Origin of the sequence: Pediococcus inopinatus (genome assembly GCF_002982135.1) — a bacterium.
Lineage (GTDB): Bacteria > Bacillota > Bacilli > Lactobacillales > Lactobacillaceae > Pediococcus > Pediococcus inopinatus.
Window position 1 is genome coordinate 739,176 of record NZ_CP019981.1, and the last position, 20,158, is coordinate 759,333.

Genomic DNA, 20,158 nt, shown 5'->3' on the forward strand with positions numbered 1-20,158 from the left:
GGGAGTTAGATGTTCATGAAACTTAAGGCCTTACAGATCAGCGGCTTTAAATCCTTTGCTGATAAAACGACAATTAATTTTGAAGATGGTATTACCGGAATCGTGGGTCCGAACGGGAGTGGAAAGAGTAACATTATTGAAGCTGTCCGCTGGGTCATGGGAGAACAGTCTGCCAAAAGCCTCCGTGGTGGTAAAATGCCAGATGTTATTTTTGCTGGGTCACAAGATCGCAAGCCTTTAAATCGGGCTGCCGTGACCATTACTTTTGATAATTCGGATCATTTTTTGAAGACTGATTATACAGAAGTTAGTGTGACTCGCAAACTTTTTCGAAATGGTGATAGTCAGTATTTAATTAATCAAAATGATTGTCGTTTAAAAGATGTTTTAAATTTATTTATTGATACCGGTCTTGGGCGTGACTCTTTTTCAGTAATTTCTCAAGGGCGCGTTGAGGCGATTTTTAATAGCAAACCGGAAGACCGACGTACGATTATTGAAGAAGTCGCCGGTGTTTTGGCGTACAAACAAGATAAACAAAAAGCTGAACAAGAATTAACGAAAACAAAAGATTATTTGGATCGGGTAAGTGATTTAATTGCAGAACTTCATTCACAAATCGGACCTTTAGAAGAACAAAGTAGTTTAGCACAGGATTATTTGGATCAAAAAAAGCAATTTGATCAATTAGATAAAACTCGATTAGTGAATCTGATTGACGATTTGCAAGGCCAAAGTAATACCAAGCAAGCAGACATTGATAAAGCTGAACAGTTGGTTATCCAATATGCTGATCAAAAAGAAAAATTAGATGTTGATGTCACAGAGTTGAAAAACCAAAGAAAAGCTTCTGAGACACAAAAAGATCAGTTGCAATCTGATTTGCTTGAAGCCACCAGAAAGTATGAAAATTTATCTGGTCAGCAAAATGTGGATTCAGAAAAGATTAAGTATCAGCAACAGCAGGTTCAAGAATTAAACCAAGCACTTGAAAAAAATGAGCAGCAGTTATCTGAAAACCAAGAGAAAAAACATCGGCTGGAAACAGCAATTAGTGGCTATCAGAAGACGGTTGCGGATTTGAAGGAGCAGTTGACAGGTCTTTCAGAAAAAGAAATGCAACAGCGCCAACAAATGGCACAGAAAATGATTGATCAGTTACAGGCTGACTATATTGAGAAAATGCAACAGTTGGCACAGGTGCATAACGAGCAAACAAATCTAAAGAAGAGCTACGAACAAGATAGTCAACAGCAATTACACGTGAATGCAGATCTTGTTAAATTACAGACCCAGTTACAAAACTTGAAGCAGACCTATGCAGAGCAACAAACACAAGTTACAGAGTTAAAGGACAAAACTTCGGAAGCAGAGCACCAGTTGAAGGCTGCATTAGCTGATTATCAAAAATTTTCCGATCAGCAAAAACAAGGCCAAGACAGCTGGCTTCAAGCAATTCAAGTTTATCAGCAGGCTAAGACTCGTTTGGAAACGCTTAGTAGTTCGGAAACTGAATTGCGGGGGTTCTATCAGGGTGTCCAGAGTGTGTTAAAGAACCGGAACCAATTTCGTGGGCTGGTTGGAGTTGTTTCGGACTTGCTTAAAGTGCCTGCAAAGTACACCAAGGCGATCGAAACGGTTTTAGGTAGTCAGCTGCAACAATTGGTGACTCAAAAGGATGAAGACGCACGGCAAATTATTCAGTATTTAACGCAACACCGCGCGGGACGAGTTACCTTACTACCTTTAACCACGATTCGAGCGAAACAAGTTTCTCCAAAGATTCGTACGGAACTTAAAACTGTTGAGGGATTTGAAGGAATTGCTTCAGATCTAGTTGAAACGGATCCCAAGTTGGAGCTTGTTAAACAATATTTATTGGGGAACATTTTAATTGCCAGCGACTTAGATCATGCTTCTAAAATTTCAAAAAAATTACCAATGCGGTTGAAGTTTGTGACCTTAAATGGTGAAATTATTAATCCGTCTGGTTCGATGACAGGTGGAATTAATCGACATCAAACGGCGGGGTTATTGACGCAAAAGCAACAACGTGATGATTTAAGCAAGCAAGTTGCGCAAATGAAATCTGAACTCGAGAGCCGAGAAGAACTTGTACAAAATTTGAAACAAAAAATGGCAACAACAGAAACAAAAGGAAATGATCTCAGACAGAACTTTAATACCGTCAATGATCAATATAAGGATTCCCAAAGACAACTTGATACTATTGATGACCAGGTTAAGGATCTGAATCACCGAATTGCCGCGGTTGGTTATGAGTTTAATCAAAAAGGTGATTTCAAAAATAGTTTTGAAAATCAATCGACCAGTTTAGCAGATCAAGAAAAAGCACTAAATACAGATTTGACGACCATTACGACGAAAACAGAGACCAAAAAGGCTGAATTAGCTCAATTGCGACAAACGCAAAGTGCCGGTCAGCAGTCAATTACACAGATTCGAGAACAATTGGCTACAGTTCAAGTGAAATTATCACAAGCGAAAACAACGTTGAACGAACGTGAACAAAACATAGCGAATCTGCAACAACAAATTTTAAATACTAAAGGTCGTCAGGCAACTTTGTTGGAGCAACAACAGGCACAAGGCTCTAAAAGTCAGGCTACTCAGCAGGAATTGGTAGCAGGACAACAACAAATTGACGACCTTCAATCGAAGCTAAGTACGCAAAAAGCCAGCTTTGAAGTACTTGAACAAACATTGACGCAAAAAGAAACTGATTTTCAGCGGATTCAAGAATTAAGTTCTGTTGCAACGGATGATTTACAAACGATCAAGGTTAAGCAAACCCGGGTCAGCGAACAAGTCGATCATGCGCTGAATGATTTAAGTGAAAACTACCAATTAAGTTTTGAATTAGCCAAAAAGGATTGTTTGACCATTGACCAAGAAGATCTTGAACGACAGTTAAAGCTTGTTAAAAAAGGTTTGGCTGAGATTGGCGATGTAAATGTGGGTGCAATTGATGAATATCAACGTGTATCTACGCGCTATCAATTCTTAACAGATCAAAAAGATGATTTGATGACTTCCCAAAAACAATTATTGGAAACGATCAACGAGATTGATACAGAAGCGGCAACCCGGTTTAAAACAACTTTTGATCAAGTTTCGGCGTCATTTTCAAAAGTGTTTGTTAAAATATTTGGCGGTGGTAAAGCAAAACTTGAGCTTACAGATCCGGAACATTTATTGACAACCGGACTTGAGATTAAGGCTCAGCCCCCTGGCAAGAAATTCCAACGCTTAAGTTTGCTTTCAGGTGGTGAACGGGCATTGACAGCAATTACCCTACTCTTCTCAATTTTAGAGGTTAATCCAGTGCCATTTTGTATCCTAGACGAAGTTGAAGCGGCGTTTGATGATGCTAATGTTAGTCGTTTTGCTGATTACCTTCGTAACTTCCAAGAAAAGACGCAATTTGTTGTGATTACCCATCGAAAGGGTACAATGGTAGAATGCGACGTCTTGTATGGGGTAACTATGCAGGAATCAGGAGTTTCAAAAATGGCTTCGGTATCCTTAGAAGATCTTTCACGAAAGGAAACTAAAACACAATGAGTATATTTGGTCGGAGAAAGAAAAAGAAATTAGAACAACAAGCTCTAGAAGAACAAAAAGCTTTGGAAGAGCAACAAAAAAAAGAACAAGTAATTACCGAAAAACCAACTGAAGAAAAAAAAGAAGAAGTTCCTAAACCCGTTGAAGAGAAAGCTCCAGAAATACCAGTTAATCCACAAAACGCGACCACAGAACAAACTGAAGAGGTTGATCGCTATAATCGCGGTCTTGAAAAATCTCGGCGGACTTTTGGTCAAAAATTGGCAGCACTATTTACAAATTTTAATGGGGTCGATGATGATTTTTATGATGACCTGGAAGAGACCTTGATTGGCGCGGATGTGGGTTTTGAAACGGCAGTTCAAATTAGTGATGAAGTTCGTGAAGAAATTGAATCACAGCACGTAACTGATCAAAAACTAATTTCAAATTTAATTGTTTCTAAATTAGTTTCACTCTATACTCGAAACGGCACAACTGAAGATAACCATTTAATTTTTGCGGCAGAGGGTCCCAGTGTCTTTTTGTTTGTTGGTGTTAACGGTGTTGGTAAAACAACCAGCATTGGTAAATTGGCTAATCGGTTTAAAAAGCGAGGCAAAAAAGTTTTGTTAGCTGCCTGCGATACTTTCCGAGCCGGCGCGATTGAACAGCTGCAAGAATGGGGTCGACGTGATGGCGTCCCTGTTGTGGCCGGTCCGGAAAAAAGTGATCCCGCAGCGGTTGTTTTTGACGCGGTTCAAAAAGCTAAAAAAGAGAATTACGATTTGGTTTTAGTGGACACGGCTGGTCGTTTACAAAATAAAGTTAATCTTATGAATGAGCTGGATAAGATGCGACGGGTAATTACGCGGGAAATTCCCCATGCGCCGCAAGAGATTCTCTTAGTTTTGGACGCCACAACGGGCCAAAATGCGATGAATCAAGCCAAGGTATTTAAAGAAACGACGGCGGTAACTGGAATTATTTTGACTAAGTTGGATGGAACGGCCAAAGGTGGAATCGTTTTGGCGATTCGTAATCAGTTGCATCTTTCGGTTAAGTACGTTGGCTTAGGTGAACAAGTGGATGATCTGAGTCCATTTTCACCAAAGGACTTCGTAGACGGATTGTTTAGCGGTTTCTTAGAAAACGAAAAATAGGATTGGTGTGATTGGATGGAGATTGAAAAAAATAATCGCATAAACTTCCTTTTTGAGTTTTATGGGTCATTATTAACAAAAAAACAACGCAACTATATGGAACTTTATTATGCCGATGATTATTCTCTTGGAGAAATTGCAGAAAATTACGCTGTGAGTCGGCAGGCAGTGTATGATAATATTAAGAGGACCGTTCAGATTCTTGAAGATTATGAGGAAAAACTGCATATTTATGGCGATTTTTTGGCGCGTAATCATCAGACGGATCGTTTGATGGCCTATGTTAAAAAAAATTATGCACATGATGAAACGCTTCTCAAATTGATTGATAGTTTAGAATCAATTGAAGCAGAATGAAAGGTAGGGATTAACCTATGGCTTTTGAAAGCTTAACAGAACGACTTCAAAATGCTTTCAGTAAATTAAGAAAAAAAGGTAAAGTTTCTGAAACAGATTTAAAGAGTGCAATGCGGGAAATCCGTCTTGCCTTATTAGATGCGGATGTCAATTTTACCGTTGTTAAAAACTTTGTTAAAACAGTCCGTGACCAGGCAATTGGAGCTGATGTTTTAGAAGGCCTGAACCCAACGCAACAAATCGTTAAAATTGTTAATGATGAGTTGGTTAAAGTCATGGGTGACAGTGCGGTTGATTTGAATAAGTCACCAAAAATTCCAACAATTATTATGATGGTTGGTTTACAAGGGGCTGGTAAAACAACTACTGCGGGTAAATTAGCTTTAAAGTTAAAGAATGAACAAAAGGCACGGCCTTTAATGATTGCAGGGGATGTTTATCGTCCGGCTGCTATTGACCAGTTAGTTCAAGTTGGTCAACAAATTGATGTCCCCGTTTTCCAATTAGGAACTGATGTAGATCCTGTAGAAATTGTGCGTCAAGGATTACAAAAGGCTCAAGAAGAAAATAACGATTACGTTATTATTGATACGGCTGGTCGTCTCCAAATTGACGAAAAATTGATGGATGAGCTGGCTCGGATCAAAGAACTAGCACATCCAAATGAAATTCTGTTAGTTGTTGATGCCATGACTGGACAAAATGCGGTAAACACGGCTGAAGGGTTTAATAATCAGTTAGACGTAACCGGGATTGTTTTGACTAAGTTGGATGGCGATACCCGTGGTGGTGCTGCACTTTCAATTCGGGCAGTGACTGGTAAGCCAATTAAGTTTATCGGCCAAGGCGAAAAGATGACGGATTTGGATGTTTTCCATCCTGATCGAATGGCTTCTCGGATTTTAGGGATGGGCGATATGCTTACCCTAATCGAGAAAACACAAAAAGAATATGACGAAAAACAAGCGCAAGACATGACCCTGAAAATTCGGGAAAATAGTTTTGACTTTAATGATTTCGTTGATCAAATGGATCAGATGCAGAATATGGGTTCCATGGAAGATATCATGAAAATGATTCCAGGGATGGCCAATAATCCGGCGATGAAGAATGCTAATATTGATCCTAAAGATATGGCGCATATGAAGGCGATTGTCATGTCAATGACTCCCGCTGAACGTGAAGATCCTGATTTGTTAAATCCAAGTCGCCGGCGTCGAATTGCGGGTGGTTCCGGTCGCCCAGTTGTTGAAGTGAATAGGATGATCAAGCAATTCGGACAAATGAAGAGAATGATGAATCAAATGTCAAAGGGCAATTTCAATGGCATGGAAGGCATGCTTGGTAAAGGTGTGACTGGTCGTTTATCTAAGCTAGCTATGAACTCAATGGTTCGTAAGGGTAAAAAGCGTAAGAAGAAACGCATGAAGAAAAATAAACGAAATAAATAAATTAAGAAAAATTGTTTTAGTGGTTTTTAAAAGCATTCAGAATTTGATTCTGAATGCTTTTTTGGTTCACAAATTTCGTTATTGGTGAAGAACCAATGTTAGCAAGCCTCCATATAATTTTTAAATAGTTTTTTATCAATTATTTTTGATAGGACCTGCTAATTTTAAATCAATCGTTTGGTAAATGGAATCAAACCGAAACTTGAAAATTAAGTTATGGTTGAAAAGGTTAAAAAATAATGATAAGTTTTTAATATACATACTAATGATCAATACTTGATTAGAGGAGGTTTCACATGGAATACATAAAACTGATTGGAGTTTTAGTAATTATTCTAGGATTTGCATTTAAGCTGGATACGGTTGCTGTGGTTATTATTTCGGCCTTAGTGACGGCATTAGCTTCTGGGATTGATTTTACAAAATTCCTAGAAATCTTAGGACAAGGATTTATGGATAATCGAATGGTGTCATTGTTCTTTCTAACCTTGCCGATGATCGGTGTCATTGAACGACACGGTTTAAAAGAATCAGCGGTTAACTTGATTCAGAAATTGAAGAATCTGACACCAGGGCGAATCTTTGACATTTATTTATTGATTCGTGAAGCAGCATCTTTGTTTGGGATTTCTTTACAAGGCCAGGTTCAGTTTATTCGACCACTGATCAATCCAATGGCGCAGGCAGCCGCTAGTGTTGAAACAAAATTGACAGAAAAACAAATCGATCGAATTAAAGCTCGCTCTGCAGCAACAGAAAATTTTGGAAACTTCTTTTCACAGAACCTTTTCGTTGCGTCATCAGGAGTTTTATTAATGGCAAGCACAATGAAATCTTTAGGCTACAAGGTAGCTCCAAATGGAATTGCCTTGTATTCAATTCCTGTGGCTATTCTCACAATTGTATTGGTATTCTGGTATAACCACATGTTTGATCGTAAACTTTTGAAAGAGGGAAAGAATAATGACTAGTTTAATTAATAATATTCTGACTTTCTTTTACATGTTGATTGGAGCAACGTTTTTAATTGCTTCAATCGAATCGGTTCGTGATAAAACTAATACTGCTCGCTTTGGTACCGCAGCATTTTGGTTAATATTTGCAATTATCTTTGGAATTGGTCAGTGGTTACCTAATGCAGTTGTCGGAGCTTTATTACTTGTGATTGGTGCACTTTCTTTATTGAAACAGGTAAAAGTTGGTCACATAAAACCTCTCAATAAAGAGGTATCTGAGGCGTCCGCAAAACGATTGGGTGGTTGGATTTTCCTGCCAAGTATTATTCTAGCTGTAACTGCGATTTTAGTTGCACAATTTACGCCATTTGGTGGACAAGTTGGAATTGGTGTAGCGGCGATAGTTTCCTTAATTGTTGCTATGTGGCTCACAAAGGCCGGTGGCAAAACGGTTTATGAAGATAGTCAACGAATGGTGCGTTCGATGGGATCTGCCGGAATTTTACCACAATTATTAGCAACTCTTGGCGTGGTTTTCACCGCTTCCGGTGTTGGGACTGTAACTGCTAAAGCAATTTCAAGCGTCTTTCCTGTAGGAAATCATCTCTTGGGAGTAGTCTTATACTGTGTTGCAATGGCGGTATTTACAGTTATCATGGGTAATGCTTTTGCCGCTTTTGCGGTTATCACTGCTGGGATTGGAATTCCGTTTGTGGTTGCTCAAGGTGGTGCGGCTGTCGTTGTAGCAGCATTAGGAATGACTTCAGGATATTGCGGTACGTTGCTAACACCGATGGCTGCAAACTTTAATACATTACCAGTCGCATTGATGGAAATGAAGGATACATTGGGAGTCATTAAACAACAGGCACCAATTGCAATTTGTATGTTGCTGATTCAAATTATTTTAATGTATGTACTAGCATTTTAGAAACGAGGAGATAAAATATGAAAATTCTTGTGACAGGTTTTGACCCATTTGGTGATGATAAGATCAACCCAGCGATAGAGGCTGTTAAAAAGTTACCAGATAAGATTGCTGGAGCAGATATTGTGAAAGTAGAGATTCCCACAATCTTTGGAAAATGTGCCGAAGTTACACATGAGGCAATTGTAAAAGAAAAACCAGATTACGTTTTAAGCATTGGTCAAGCGGGTGGCCGTTTTGGTTTAACGCCTGAACGAGTGGCAATTAATTTTGATGATGGTCGAATTAAAGACAACGCAGGATATCAGCCTTTAAATACACCAATTCATGAAGATGGTCAGAATGCTTACTTTACTGAATTGCCAGTCAAAGCCATGGCGAAAGCAATCCGTAAGGTTGGTTTGCCAAGCAGTGTTTCGACAACTGCCGGAACTTATGTATGTAATCATATTATGTATCAGGTCCAGTATATGATTGATAAAGAATTTCATGATTTGAAAGCTGGATTTATGCACATTCCATTTTTGCCAGAGCAGGTTACAACACGCCCAAACACGGCTGCGTTGAGTTTGAATGATGATGTCCGTGGGATAACAGCTGCTATTGAAGCAATTGTTGAGATGGACGGTAAGAAAGATATTGAAAGCGTTGAAGGTAGTATTGCTTAAAAATGATAGAATGACTTTATCAGTCATATCTAAAAGCAGGTTTAAACCAAGTATAAGATATTTGGAATTAAACCTGTTTTTATTTTAGTCGCAAAACGCGATTTCTCCGATCAAATGGGTATAATAAATTAGGATCCACAGATTTAATCTTTAATAGTGCCAAGCGGATTTAAATCCATATTGTAAAGGAAGTAAAAATTATGGCTTTTACATTTCAAATTAATCATGATGTCAATTTTGATCATAATGAAAAATTATTAAAGAAAACTGAAGATAATCGCACAAAACTTCACCATACAACGGTAGAACCAGTTGATTTAGTCGATATTATTGCAGATCACTCGGCAATGAACGGTTTTAAAGCGGTGTCAAATAAAAATAAAATTGAGAGTTTAGCAGATTATAGCTTAGGTAAAAATGGTAAATTAGTTCTAGATTTTGGTGATCATCAAGTGGGACGCTTCAGTATCAACATTGATTCAGTGGGATCACCAATGGATTCACCACTATTTTTACATCTAACCTTTGCTGAAACGCCGGCTGAAATTGGTATTGATGCAAACTCTTATGAGGGTTGGTTAAGCAGTGCTTGGATTTCAGAAGAATTTATCCATTTAGATGTCTTACCGACACGGCTGGAATTACCAAGAAGATATGCGTTTCGATATGTTGAAATTGAAGTGAAAGATTCTTCACCTAAATGGCTGGCTAGTTTTAGCAAGCCAATTGTCACAACAGAAAGTGCCGTTTCGTTGCAAGATGTTCCAAAAGTGGAAATTAAAGATCCTGAGTTAAAAAAAATCGATGAGATAAGTATTAAGACCTTGCATGATTGTATGCAGGAGGTCTTTGAGGACGGACCTAAGCGAGATCGTAGGCTTTGGTTAGGGGATTTAAGGTTACAGGCTTTAACGAACTACAAGACGTTTAATAATCAAAAATTAGTTAAACGCTGCTTGTATTTATTTGGCTCAATGCCCACAACGGACGGAAAAATTTCTGCAAATATTTTTACTAACTCAAATCCAATACCGGATGATACATTTATGTATGATTATAGTTTGTTTTTTATTTCAGTATTGAAGGATTACTTTGATAATTTTCGTGACACTGAAGTTCTTAACGACTTATATCCCGTTGCAAAAAAAGAAATGGATTTGGCTTTAGAAGAAGTAGACAGTCAAGGAAAACTCCAGCCAAATGAAAAATGGCCAGTATTTGTTGATTGGTCAAACAATTTTGATAAGCAAACTGCTGGGCAAGCAATTCTCATCTATGTGCTGAAGCAATTTGTTGAGTTAGCTAAAGTGCAAGCAAACGAAGATGCCGCTAAATATCAACGGTTAATCGAAAAGTATTCTAACTTTGCGCAAAAACAGTTATTTGATAAGACAAAGGGATTCTTTGTTAGTGGCTCTAAACAAGAAATTAATATTGCTAGTCAAGTATGGATGGTTCTGGCACATGTATTGACTGATGAGCAAAACAAACAGTTAATGACCAATGGCATAAAACGATTTTTCCCGGTGACTGGCATTGCAACACCGTACATGTACCATCACATTGCGGAAGCATTGTTTGAATCGGACCATCAAAAAGAAGGAATTCAATTGATCAAAAATTATTGGGGTAAAATGATTCAATTGGGTGCTGATACTTTTTGGGAAGCCTTTAAACCTGAGGATCTTCACTTCTCACCATATGGTTCTCCGATTATTAATAGTTATTGCCATGCGTTGAGCTGCACGCCGACGTATTTAATTAGAAAATACTTAATTAATGAATAAGATATATTGGTTAATCAAACTTTTAAAAATAGAAAAAGCCTCTGAAAATATTTTTCAGAGACTTTTTTTTGGAATTAACCATGAATTTTATTTTTAATCGAAAACCAACCAACATGAAAGAGGTACGCAGAAACAAAAGATAATATCCAAGTAATGATATAGCAACTGATAATTGCCCATACAGGATGAACATTCCCTAAACTATGACCAAATACATGCCAGATAAGTTGTAACCAAAATACGTTTGATAAATATGCACGGTAAGCATAAGTAGCTAAAAAGTGCATTGGATTTAAAATTGTTGAGCGTTGACGAATATTCATAAATGCTAAAGCAGCAACCAGTCCGATTACCGCTAAGGCATAGATCGTCATTGATGGTTTGTAGTAAATTGCATTGGCCAAACTTACGGGATGTCCAAAACCACTTAATTCGGCATTGGTCCAAACGAAGGAGAGGACAAGGACAATCGCAATAAGCCACCAAAATTTACGAAGCAGGTTTTCTAGCTGAGCGTGTTTCTTCCAAGCTAAAGCACCTAAAATACCGTAAATAATAAAACTAATAAAAATTCGATCCAATAAATACCAATTTTGCATTTGTGATCCGTAGAAAACAAAGTGATCATAAAACAATAGCCAGCAGAAATAACCAATTATAGTGATTGCTAAAACGACATACAAGCGTTTAGTAGATTTCACTGTCCACCGTGACAACCACCAAAAAAATGGCATCAAAATGATAAATTGAAGCATCATCGTGTTGTACCAAAGATGAGGAGCCGCATTACCATTGATAAATTGCCATAAAAAGCTGGTGATATTATGAAATTTGGTAATTTGTTGAACATTCGGTAAACAAATTAGGTAAATTAGCGTCCACCAAAAAGTTGGTACGAACAAAGCTGAAAACTGTTTAGACATATAACTTCCGTAATTACGAAGGTCAGAAGTCTCATTTGTTCGAATGGTTGTGAATAAGATTCCAAAAATAAATGCCGGCGCTGTATATTTCACAAGATTATATACAACACCGATTCCTGTTTGCACATTCAGACTGGGTCCAGTTGTTAAGACAAGTGAAAGGACAGTTTGCATCATAACTGCAGTACAGGCAAAAACTTTCATATAATCACCAACATCAGCTGCTGGTGTGTTTGTTTTTGTTGTCATTGATAGAGTTGCCACCTTTATTGAAGTTGTGAGATCAATTAAAAATGACAAAGTAGATTGCAAAGTAAATATAGCAGGTTATTTAAAAATTGGCAAACTAAATTTTTAATTCATGTTTTTGAGCATCCACAAAAATTTCAACCAATTCGTTGCTGATTTCTCGCTGAATATTGTTTAGTTGATGGGTCGATGAACAAAGATATATCGTTCGACGCATTACATCAGGAGTTAATCGGGCAAGATGCAAATGGTTACCGACATTTTGCCAGGTAACTGCGGGGATAAACGTCATCCCAACGCCTTCATCGATCAGGCCGCGGACAGTTGCTGGATCATCAGTTTCGTATTTAAATTTTATTGTTAATTGATGTTGTTCAAAATAAGTATCAATAGTTTTTCGTAGTTGATTATGACTGCCGAGGCCGACAAACTGCGTGTTAATCAGAGTGGATGGATTTATGGTGTTGTTTGGGTAGTCGGATTTCCAGCCAACAAAAATCTCTTCACTAATTATAGGGGCAGTAAAATATTTCGGAATCTTCCGGGTCGTAACGATAAAGTCGTACTGCTGCAAATCCGTATCCATTTGAACATGTTGAGCAATATTCAAACGAACATTGGGTAAATTTTTTTGGATGCGGTTCACTATTTGAGGAATCAAAGTAGAACCGACTTCAAATAGAATTGAGATTGGTTGTTCAGAAGTTTTGATTCCACCGGACACAGAGGAAATACCCCGATCAAGCAAGTTCAGACTGTCATTCACATAACTGTAAAATAGTTTACCAGCACGGTTGAGTTTGATAGTTCTTCCTACCCGATCAAAGAGCTGTACGTTAAGCTCGGATTCGAGCTGTTTGATGGTCTTACTTACAGCAGATTGTGATACAAAAAGAAGTTCAGATGCTTTTGTAATGCTTTCTTGGCTGGCGACAACCGAAAAATAACGTAGGTGAGTGAGATTCATTTTAATGACGCTCCTTTTATAGTTAACCATTTGGTTATGTATCATTCCATCTTTCTATTATACATATTACCGAAATGATATTAAAGTAACCCTTGTGAGATTAATTAAAATGAAAGCTGGCATGTGAAATATGAATACTTTATGGATGTTTCCAGGTCAAGGATCACAACGCCAAGGAATGTTATCAACCACGGCACTATCCTTACGAAAGCAGGTTACTGAATTAACTGGTATTAAATTGGAAGATACCGATCAAGGTTATATGGATTCTGTTCAGATTCAGTTAAGTATTCTAATTTTACAGTTAAGTCAAGTAGATGAAATGAAGGCTACGGGTTGGCAGCCCAATCTGGTCGCAGGGCATTCTCTGGGTGTTTTTGCGGCAGCGTATGCAGCAGGAGTAATTAAGACGACAGATGCAATTAAAATTGTTGCACTTCGAGCAAAAGAAATGCAGAATGCATACCCTAAAGGATACGGAATGGGCGTCATTGTTGGGCTTTTGCGTAACGAAGTGGCCGCAATTGTGGATAGTGAATTTGATGAAAAAGCGCCTGTTTATGTTTCCAATCAAAATTCACAATTACAGGTTACGATATCTGGAAATATTGCAGGAATCAAGCAAATTTTGGAAAAAGCAAAGCAAAAGGGTGCTCAAAAAGCAAAATTACTTAGAGTCCCAGTTCCATCGCACTCGCCTTTGATGAGAGGTGTTGCAAAAGAGTTAACGGATGCGTTGGGAAAGATTCAATTACAAAAACCAACTTGTATTTATTTAGCAGATTATAACGGCCATGCAACCAGAAGCGTTGAAGAAGTAGCTTATGATTTAGGAAATAATTTGGCCTACCCGGTGTATTGGGATGTCATGATGGATGTGGCTAAGGAGTATTTGATGGATTCAGCAGTTGAATTTTCACCAGGCCATGTTATGACCGGGTTACTTAAAACTAAGTTACCAGATATGCGGACCATTTCAATGGCGGATATGGGTTTGGATGATGCTAAGTTTTTATTAACAAAATGGCAGAAATTAAGTTAAAGAATTGATGGTAATGTGAATAAGATTTTGCGAAAGCAATGCGAAAGCAAAATAGACATTAATTACGAAGAGGAGAAATAACATGAGTGAAATTAAAAGTTGGACAACTCATCGGGATGCAAAACAGCAAAAAATAGAAAATGCTGCTAGTTTACTTGATGGCAAGTTTGCTAAAACTCAAAATGCAAAAGAATTATTAGAATTGTTAATCGATTCAGACGATAAGGTAGTTTTAGAAGGCGATAATCAGAAACAAGCAAGCTTTTTATCTAAAGTGTTAGCCAGTGTTGATCCTGAAAAGGTTCATGGTTTGCATATGATTATGTCGAGTATTTCACGTCCAGAACATTTGGACCTGTTCGATTTAGGGATTGCAAATAAGATGGACTTTTCTTTTGCTGGTCTGCAAAGTACGCGAGTTTCTCAAATGATCGCTGATGGTACGATGCAGGTTGGGGATATTCATACGTATCTTGAATTATATGCGCGTCTTTTTGTTGATTTAATTCCAAATGTTGTTTTGGTTGCAGCAGATAAGGTTGATCGTGACGGAAACTTGTATACAGGTAACAACACTGAGGAAACGCCAGTCATTGTTGAGTCGGCAGCGTTCAAGGATGGAATTGTTATTGTCCAGGCTAATGAAATTGTTGATAAAGTTCCGCGCGTTGATATTCCTAGTGATTGGGTAGATGTGGTGATTCCAGCTGATGAGCCTTATCAATTGGAACCATTGTTTACAAGAGACCCACAAAACATTACTGAATTGCAAGTTTTAATGGGCATGATGGCTATTCGCGGAATTTACGAAAAGCACAATGTTCAGTCTGTAAACCATGGAGTTGGTTTTAATACAGCAGCTATTGAATTACTTTTACCAACATATGGCGAACAACTTGGATTAAAAGGGAAAATTATTCCTAACTGGGAAGTTAATCCAACGCCGACGTTAATTCCCGCCATTGAAAGTGGATGGATTAAATCTATTCATAGTTTTGGTGGCGAAGTTGGGATGGAAAAGTATATTGCGGCCCGACCTGACATTTTTTTCGTTGGAAAAGATGGCAGTATGCGTTCCAACCGTGCTTACGGCCAAATGGCTGGCCAATATGCTTTAGATATGTTTGTAGGTTCAACTTTACAAATCGATAAATTTGGTAATTCTTCAACGGTTACAAATGGCCGTCTATCAGGATTTGGTGGTGCCCCAAACATGGGAAGTAACCCTACTGGACGTCGTCATTCAACACCTGCCTGGCAGAGTTTGCGACCTGATAACGATCCGCTTGGTAAAGGTCAAAAATTAGTTGTTCAAATGGTAGAAACCTTTGGAGCTAACAAGAAACCAGTTTTTGTCGATCATTTGGATGCCGAAGAGGTTCGTAAGGAAGCTAAATTAAAGAATGTACCAATCATGATTTATAGTGAGGATACGACCCATATCGTGACTGAAGAAGGAATTGCATATCTTTACAAGACAGACAGTATGGCGGAACGCCAAGCTGCAATTGAAGCGATTGCCGGAGTAACACCTGTTGGTTTGCGAAGTAATGCTAAAACATTAGCAGATTTACGTGCTCGTGGCATTGTTGCATTACCAGAGGATATTGGTGTAGCTCGTGGGCAAGCAAAACGTTCTTTATTGGCGGCCCAGACAATGGATGATTTAGTTGAGTGGTCGAATGGACTTTATACGCCACCAGCAAAATTCCGTAGTTGGTCATAAAATAATTTGGAGTGAGGATTGTGATAAGAGTAAGTTCAGCAGAAAAATTAGCCACTCAGGCCGTAAATGCATTGAAATGGGAAGCCAGGTTTTCACCCAAACCGGGACTGGTTACTAAAATCTCTAACGGATCTCATACTGACATGAACATCGACTTATTTTTGCGTTCTGCTGATAGTCTGTATGAAACATTTTTACAAATTGCAGTTGTTTCCGAGCATGCACCAATCTCACGAGATCTGCGAGAACAAATTGGGGCAATTGGGCGTAAAGGAGAACAAAAAATGTTCGAAACAACCCATGGGATTAATACTCATAAAGGAGCTATTTGGGCGCTAGGCGTATTGGTTTCCGTGACGAGTAGTGCTAACACCACTAATACAACTGATATTTTTGAAAAAGCAGGACAGTTAGCGCAAATCCCTGATCGGTTTGTAAATGCGCATGCCAAACCTACGTACGTGTCTAAAGCTAAGCAACAGTATCATGTAAACGGCGCTCGTGAGGAAGCCGCAGATGGTTTTCCAAATGTAGAAAAGGCCCTAAATATTATCAGGACTAGTAAACAAATTGATCAAGACCAATGGCTCAAAGTATTGTGCACACTATACGCAAACGTCGATGATACAAATGTTATTCATCGGAGTAATCTCAAAGTTTTGAGGCAGTTTCAAAACGAAGCTCGGTCCGCTTATGAAGAATCGGACACTTTAAACAGCCTTGCTTTTCGAGATTTACAAAAAACGGTGGATCATTATCAAATATCTCCTGGTGGATGTGCGGATCTTTTTGCTGCAACCTATTTCTTACACAATTTTGATTTATAAGGAGGATAAAAATGGAAAAATTAACTTTTTCTTTTAAAAATACAAAACCTGTTCAGCATCCCGTTCATGTGGGTGTTGTAGCATCAGGGGACTTGGAAGTTATTTTCAAACCAGCTACTTCAAAAGAAACTACTTTAAATATTGTAACTGGAAGTGACGGTTTTAAAGAGGTTTGGCAAAATGTGTTGGCCCGGTTCTTTGAACGTTATCCATTATTAGCAGATATTGAAATTAATGATTTCGGAGCTACTCCCGGTGTTGTGAACTTACGTTTAACTCAAGCAATGGAGGCGCTGGACAATGAAGAATAGTTTTGTTGAATTAAGTGGTCGTGACAGAGCGACCGCCTTATTGGATGAAGGAACGAGACGAGAACTTGTCGGACCATTTGATAACATGATTTCGCCACACCTGGAACCGCAAGGAATCGTGCCTGAGAGTGATGATGGTGTGATCTTAATGAAAGGTCAACTGGAAAAGAAAAACGTTTTAGTTATTTCAATTGAATCTGCTTTTCAAGGCGGCGGAATCGGTGAAGTCAGTGGTGCCAAAATTGTTGCTGCTTTGGAACAAGTTTTAAAAGACAATCAAAACGGCACAACAATTTATCCAATTATTATTTTGGATACTGGTGGAGTTCGTTTACAGGAAGCTAATTACGGGTTGCTTTCAATTTCAGAAATTCAAAATGCCGTTGTTGCTATTAAAAAATATGTGCCAGTCATTGGGCTTGTGCCTGGAAGGGTTGGCTCTTTTGGTGGAATGTCAATTACCTCAGCAATTTTGTCGTACTTGATTGCGACCAAGAAAGCACGGATTGGTTTAAATGGTCCTGAAGTTATTGAACAAGAAGCTGGTGTTCGTGAATTTGATTCAAGCGACAAAGATCTTATCTGGGATACATTGGGGACAAAACAGCGTTCAGTAACTGGGATTGTTGATGAAGTTGTAGAAGATTCCGTTGAAGTGATGAGAGATGCTGTTAGTAAAGCTATTTCTGAAAAGAAAGATGCAAAACGAACTGAAAAAGCAGATTTTTATCTTTCGTTGTTAGACAAACTAGATATGAGTAAATCATTGAATACAACTGAGTATCGTAACTTATACAAAGATGTAAAAACTATTTCGCACCCAATTAGTGAGGCAGTTTCTACACCAGATGAGAAGGCCAAAAGCCGCGGACGTCTTTGGTTTGAAAAATTAACCGGTATTAAAAATGCCGAAACAAACGTTTCAACCGTTCTACAAGCAACCGTCAGTGGCAAAACTTATATTGCAATTGTGCCCGATCCAAAAAATCATTTTCCACGTGTTCGTAATGGTGAAGCTGGTTTACAAGAAGGATTCGCGATTGCCAACGTGGTCAATCAGGTGATCAAAGAAGATGCAGACAAAGAAAATAAACGACCAATTATTATTATCGTGGATGTTCCTAGTCAGGCGTACGGATATAAGGAAGAACTAATTGGTATTCATGTGTCTTTGGCTTCTAGTGCTGCAGCATATGCTAAAGCACGTCAAGCTGGACATCCTGTTATCTCCTTTATTCCAGGTGATGCAGTATCTGGTGGCTTTTTGGCCCATGGATTACAATCTAACCGTCTAATTGCCTTAGATGATGATTCAATTACAATTCAGGCAATGTCCAAAGCTAGTGCAGCTCGGATTACACAAAGGACGATTGCAGAACTTGAAGAAGCAACCAAACATGTACCAGCCATGGCCTATGACATTGACAATTATGAAAAACTTGGCGCTTTATATCAATTAGTTAAGGGTGTTTCTTCATGGGATGCTGATGACCAATCAGTGGATAAAGTGAAGAAAATTATTAATGAAGCGATTGATAGTGCTAAAGGCGATGCCAACAACCTTCATTTCCGTTATGAAACAAAGATCGCTAAAGAAAGCGGCCGAGTAGCAACGATCAAGATGCGGCAAGCAGTTGCTGACCAGTGGCGTGAGTAATTATGAATTTTTACCCGCATGATTTAGTTAAACTAAACATTGTTAAGATTTTAAAACAGAATCCGACTTTTCCAGAATGGGTAAGTCAGTCTTTATTATCCGCACCTTGGGTAGTTGTTCGTCGAGGAGAGCAAAAAGTTGGAATGATTCCAGTGGGTGTGCGAGGGAAGACTCGAAGTCAAAGACAAGCTTTGACGGTGTCGGAACAGGCGGTCATAACTAAAGTTTCACCATATGAACTTGTTCATAAAAAGGCTTGGGTTTCCGTAGATACTTCCCGAAAGGCACTGCCGGTTTTTCAGGCTCTAGAAGCAATTGTTCCAATTATGCGTGAGTTTGAGTGGGGAATTGGTGGAAGTGCTGGATACGAGCTGGCCAGTGGTAGATCCATGGCTAACGTGCATAGTGATTTAGATATCATTGTTCAGAAATTTCCTAAAATTAGTGATAAAGAGGCTTTAAAATTGCTTGCAGAATTAAATCAGTATGGCGTGCATATTGATTTGCAAGTTGTTGAGGAGCAAAATGGTTTCTCTCTTGAAGAGTATGCGAATAACCGAAGTCAAACAATTTTAATGAAGACAGATCAGGGCCCGCGTTTAGTAACGGATCCTTGGAAAGTAGTAACTGAAAAATAAATTCTAGAAAGTGTTGTAACACTAATTGTTGCGACGCTTTTTAGCTTAGAATGGTGAGTTTATGAAATTTCAAACAACAGATGGTGTCTGGATTGATTATCTAGATCAAGGTAAAGGAAATCCAGTGATTCTGGTGACTGGTTTTGGTGGCTATAAAGAGATCTGGGTGTTGCAGGTTCAATATTTGTTAAAGATGGGGTATCGTGTGATCACGTATGACCATCGAAATCAGGGTGGTTCACAACGAAATGTTTTTCCACAATCAATGAATAGTCTTATTTTAGATTTACGGGAACTTGTTCAAAAGTTAAACATCCACGCGCCCCTTTTAATTGGGCATTCGATGGGGGCTAGTGTATGTTATGGCTACATTGATCAGTTTTCGGATGTAGCAGGTGTAATCGGTGTGGATCAAACACCAAAAATGTTGAATACAAAGGACTGGTCGTTTGGTTTTTTAAACGCAAATGAAAATAATTATCAAGAAGTTTCAAAAATTTCTCCAGAAGTTCACGAAACTTTAAATGGATTGGATCAACGGGTGATAGGTGAATTGTTTAATGCCAAAAATAAAAATCCGTTTAGACGTGAAGCTAATTATCAACTTCTGTTGGATCATTTTCGGAAAGATTGGCGAGAAACACTAGCCAATACAACTGTTCCAGTAATGTTAATGTCAGCAGTTCAAAGTCCATACTATAAAGCCGCCTTTGTGGATGAAGTATCGGGCACCAATTCCTGTGTCAGCGGCGTTAAACTTAATAATTGTGGCCATGTAATCATGGCGGAAGTTCCGGATGAATTCAATCAATTATTGAGACACTTCTTGTTGAAAAACCATCGGCGCCAGGTTATTTCAAAAGATTTATGTCAAAATAATATAAGAGATTAAAAGAAATATTCTTTGGTAAGGTTGGGTCTATAAAAGACAATCACCTATCAAA

At 38.5% G+C, this 20,158-nt stretch carries 17 protein-coding genes; 15 read left to right on the forward strand and 2 right to left on the reverse strand.

Annotated features, from left to right (window positions below):
- Positions 1 to 15 precede the first annotated feature (15 nt).
- The 8 genes from smc (at position 16) to PI20285_RS03870 (ending at position 10,874) form a co-directional block, all read left to right on the forward strand.
- A complete protein-coding gene (gene smc, locus PI20285_RS03835; RefSeq protein ID WP_057772899.1) occupies positions 16 to 3,585 on the forward strand; it encodes a chromosome segregation protein SMC in 3,570 nt (1,189 codons plus the stop codon).
- Entirely contained in the window at positions 3,582 to 4,727 is a 1,146-nt protein-coding gene (ftsY, locus tag PI20285_RS03840; RefSeq protein WP_082623247.1) for a signal recognition particle-docking protein FtsY, read from the forward strand. Before smc ends, ftsY begins: the two co-directional genes overlap by 4 nt.
- Positions 4,728 to 4,742: 15 nt before the next feature.
- Positions 4,743 to 5,084 (forward strand): putative DNA-binding protein, encoded by a 342-nt coding sequence (locus PI20285_RS03845; protein ID WP_057772901.1) that lies wholly within the window; start codon positions 4,743 to 4,745, stop codon positions 5,082 to 5,084.
- A 17-nt stretch (positions 5,085 to 5,101) separates the two neighbouring features.
- Positions 5,102 to 6,535 carry a signal recognition particle protein gene (gene ffh, locus PI20285_RS03850; protein WP_057772903.1) on the forward strand — a complete coding sequence of 478 codons (1,434 nt, stop codon included), beginning with the start codon at positions 5,102 to 5,104 and terminating at the stop codon, positions 6,533 to 6,535.
- Between the two features lie 296 nt (positions 6,536 to 6,831).
- Positions 6,832 to 7,506, forward strand: a complete 675-nt coding sequence (locus PI20285_RS03855) for a DUF969 domain-containing protein (protein WP_057772905.1) — start codon at positions 6,832 to 6,834, stop codon at positions 7,504 to 7,506.
- Positions 7,499 to 8,422 (forward strand): DUF979 domain-containing protein, encoded by a 924-nt coding sequence (locus PI20285_RS03860; RefSeq protein WP_057772907.1) that lies wholly within the window; start codon positions 7,499 to 7,501, stop codon positions 8,420 to 8,422. The genes PI20285_RS03855 and PI20285_RS03860 overlap by 8 nt, the downstream gene beginning before the upstream one ends.
- A gap of 17 nt (positions 8,423 to 8,439) precedes the next feature.
- Complete coding sequence (gene pcp / locus PI20285_RS03865) at positions 8,440 to 9,087, forward strand: pyroglutamyl-peptidase I (RefSeq protein ID WP_057772909.1); 648 nt, start codon at positions 8,440 to 8,442, stop codon at positions 9,085 to 9,087.
- A 200-nt stretch (positions 9,088 to 9,287) separates the two neighbouring features.
- On the forward strand, positions 9,288 to 10,874 hold the full coding sequence (locus tag PI20285_RS03870; protein WP_057772911.1) for an alpha-L-rhamnosidase-related protein: 1,587 nt from the start codon (positions 9,288 to 9,290) through the stop codon (positions 10,872 to 10,874).
- A gap of 74 nt (positions 10,875 to 10,948) precedes the next feature.
- Here PI20285_RS03870 and PI20285_RS03875 read toward each other — a convergent pair whose 3' ends face one another.
- Both PI20285_RS03875 and PI20285_RS03880 read right to left on the reverse strand, forming a co-directional pair.
- Positions 10,949 to 12,046: an acyltransferase gene (locus PI20285_RS03875; RefSeq protein WP_057772913.1), complete on the reverse strand. Its 1,098-nt coding sequence runs from the start codon at positions 12,044 to 12,046 to the stop codon at positions 10,949 to 10,951.
- 97 nt (positions 12,047 to 12,143) lie between these two features.
- Positions 12,144 to 13,013 carry a LysR family transcriptional regulator gene (locus PI20285_RS03880; RefSeq protein ID WP_057772915.1) on the reverse strand — a complete coding sequence of 290 codons (870 nt, stop codon included), beginning with the start codon at positions 13,011 to 13,013 and terminating at the stop codon, positions 12,144 to 12,146.
- Positions 13,014 to 13,143: 130 nt separating this feature from the next.
- On the opposite strand from PI20285_RS03880, the gene PI20285_RS03885 reads away from it, so the two are divergent.
- The 7 genes from PI20285_RS03885 (at position 13,144) to PI20285_RS03915 (ending at position 20,106) form a co-directional block, all read left to right on the forward strand.
- Positions 13,144 to 14,055, forward strand: a complete 912-nt coding sequence (locus PI20285_RS03885) for an ACP S-malonyltransferase (RefSeq protein ID WP_057772917.1) — start codon at positions 13,144 to 13,146, stop codon at positions 14,053 to 14,055.
- Between the two features lie 82 nt (positions 14,056 to 14,137).
- Complete coding sequence (gene mdcA, locus PI20285_RS03890; protein ID WP_057772919.1) at positions 14,138 to 15,781, forward strand: malonate decarboxylase subunit alpha; 1,644 nt, start codon at positions 14,138 to 14,140, stop codon at positions 15,779 to 15,781.
- 20 nt (positions 15,782 to 15,801) lie between these two features.
- Complete coding sequence (locus tag PI20285_RS03895; RefSeq protein WP_057772921.1) at positions 15,802 to 16,608, forward strand: triphosphoribosyl-dephospho-CoA synthase; 807 nt, start codon at positions 15,802 to 15,804, stop codon at positions 16,606 to 16,608.
- Positions 16,609 to 16,619: 11 nt separating this feature from the next.
- The gene (locus PI20285_RS03900; RefSeq protein WP_057772923.1) at positions 16,620 to 16,919 is read left to right on the forward strand and encodes a malonate decarboxylase subunit delta; all 300 of its coding nucleotides are present in this window, start codon (positions 16,620 to 16,622) and stop codon (positions 16,917 to 16,919) included.
- Positions 16,909 to 18,576 (forward strand): biotin-independent malonate decarboxylase subunit beta, encoded by a 1,668-nt coding sequence (gene mdcD / locus PI20285_RS03905; protein ID WP_057772925.1) that lies wholly within the window; start codon positions 16,909 to 16,911, stop codon positions 18,574 to 18,576. Before PI20285_RS03900 ends, mdcD begins: the two co-directional genes overlap by 11 nt.
- Positions 18,577 to 18,578: 2 nt before the next feature.
- Entirely contained in the window at positions 18,579 to 19,214 is a 636-nt protein-coding gene (locus PI20285_RS03910; RefSeq protein WP_057772927.1) for a malonate decarboxylase holo-ACP synthase, read from the forward strand.
- A 61-nt stretch (positions 19,215 to 19,275) separates the two neighbouring features.
- Positions 19,276 to 20,106, forward strand: a complete 831-nt coding sequence (locus PI20285_RS03915) for an alpha/beta fold hydrolase (RefSeq protein ID WP_057772930.1) — start codon at positions 19,276 to 19,278, stop codon at positions 20,104 to 20,106.
- The last annotated feature ends 52 nt before the right edge of the window (positions 20,107 to 20,158 follow it).

What these genes read in the sequence shown, in the direction of transcription:
- smc (WP_057772899.1), top strand. Translation starts at nt 16, where the DNA reads ATGAAACTTAAGGCCTTACAGATCAGCGGCTTTAAATCCTTTGCTGAT.
- ftsY (WP_082623247.1), top strand. Translation starts at nt 3,582, where the DNA reads ATGAGTATATTTGGTCGGAGAAAGAAAAAGAAATTAGAACAACAAGCT.
- PI20285_RS03845 (WP_057772901.1), top strand. Translation starts at nt 4,743, where the DNA reads ATGGAGATTGAAAAAAATAATCGCATAAACTTCCTTTTTGAGTTTTAT.
- ffh (WP_057772903.1), top strand. Translation starts at nt 5,102, where the DNA reads ATGGCTTTTGAAAGCTTAACAGAACGACTTCAAAATGCTTTCAGTAAA.
- PI20285_RS03855 (WP_057772905.1), top strand. Translation starts at nt 6,832, where the DNA reads ATGGAATACATAAAACTGATTGGAGTTTTAGTAATTATTCTAGGATTT.
- PI20285_RS03860 (WP_057772907.1), top strand. Translation starts at nt 7,499, where the DNA reads ATGACTAGTTTAATTAATAATATTCTGACTTTCTTTTACATGTTGATT.
- pcp (WP_057772909.1), top strand. Translation starts at nt 8,440, where the DNA reads ATGAAAATTCTTGTGACAGGTTTTGACCCATTTGGTGATGATAAGATC.
- PI20285_RS03870 (WP_057772911.1), top strand. Translation starts at nt 9,288, where the DNA reads ATGGCTTTTACATTTCAAATTAATCATGATGTCAATTTTGATCATAAT.
- PI20285_RS03875 (WP_057772913.1), bottom strand. Translation starts at nt 12,046, where the DNA reads ATGACAACAAAAACAAACACACCAGCAGCTGATGTTGGTGATTATATG.
- PI20285_RS03880 (WP_057772915.1), bottom strand. Translation starts at nt 13,013, where the DNA reads ATGAATCTCACTCACCTACGTTATTTTTCGGTTGTCGCCAGCCAAGAA.
- PI20285_RS03885 (WP_057772917.1), top strand. Translation starts at nt 13,144, where the DNA reads ATGAATACTTTATGGATGTTTCCAGGTCAAGGATCACAACGCCAAGGA.
- mdcA (WP_057772919.1), top strand. Translation starts at nt 14,138, where the DNA reads ATGAGTGAAATTAAAAGTTGGACAACTCATCGGGATGCAAAACAGCAA.
- PI20285_RS03900 (WP_057772923.1), top strand. Translation starts at nt 16,620, where the DNA reads ATGGAAAAATTAACTTTTTCTTTTAAAAATACAAAACCTGTTCAGCAT.
- mdcD (WP_057772925.1), top strand. Translation starts at nt 16,909, where the DNA reads ATGAAGAATAGTTTTGTTGAATTAAGTGGTCGTGACAGAGCGACCGCC.
- PI20285_RS03910 (WP_057772927.1), top strand. Translation starts at nt 18,579, where the DNA reads ATGAATTTTTACCCGCATGATTTAGTTAAACTAAACATTGTTAAGATT.
- PI20285_RS03915 (WP_057772930.1), top strand. Translation starts at nt 19,276, where the DNA reads ATGAAATTTCAAACAACAGATGGTGTCTGGATTGATTATCTAGATCAA.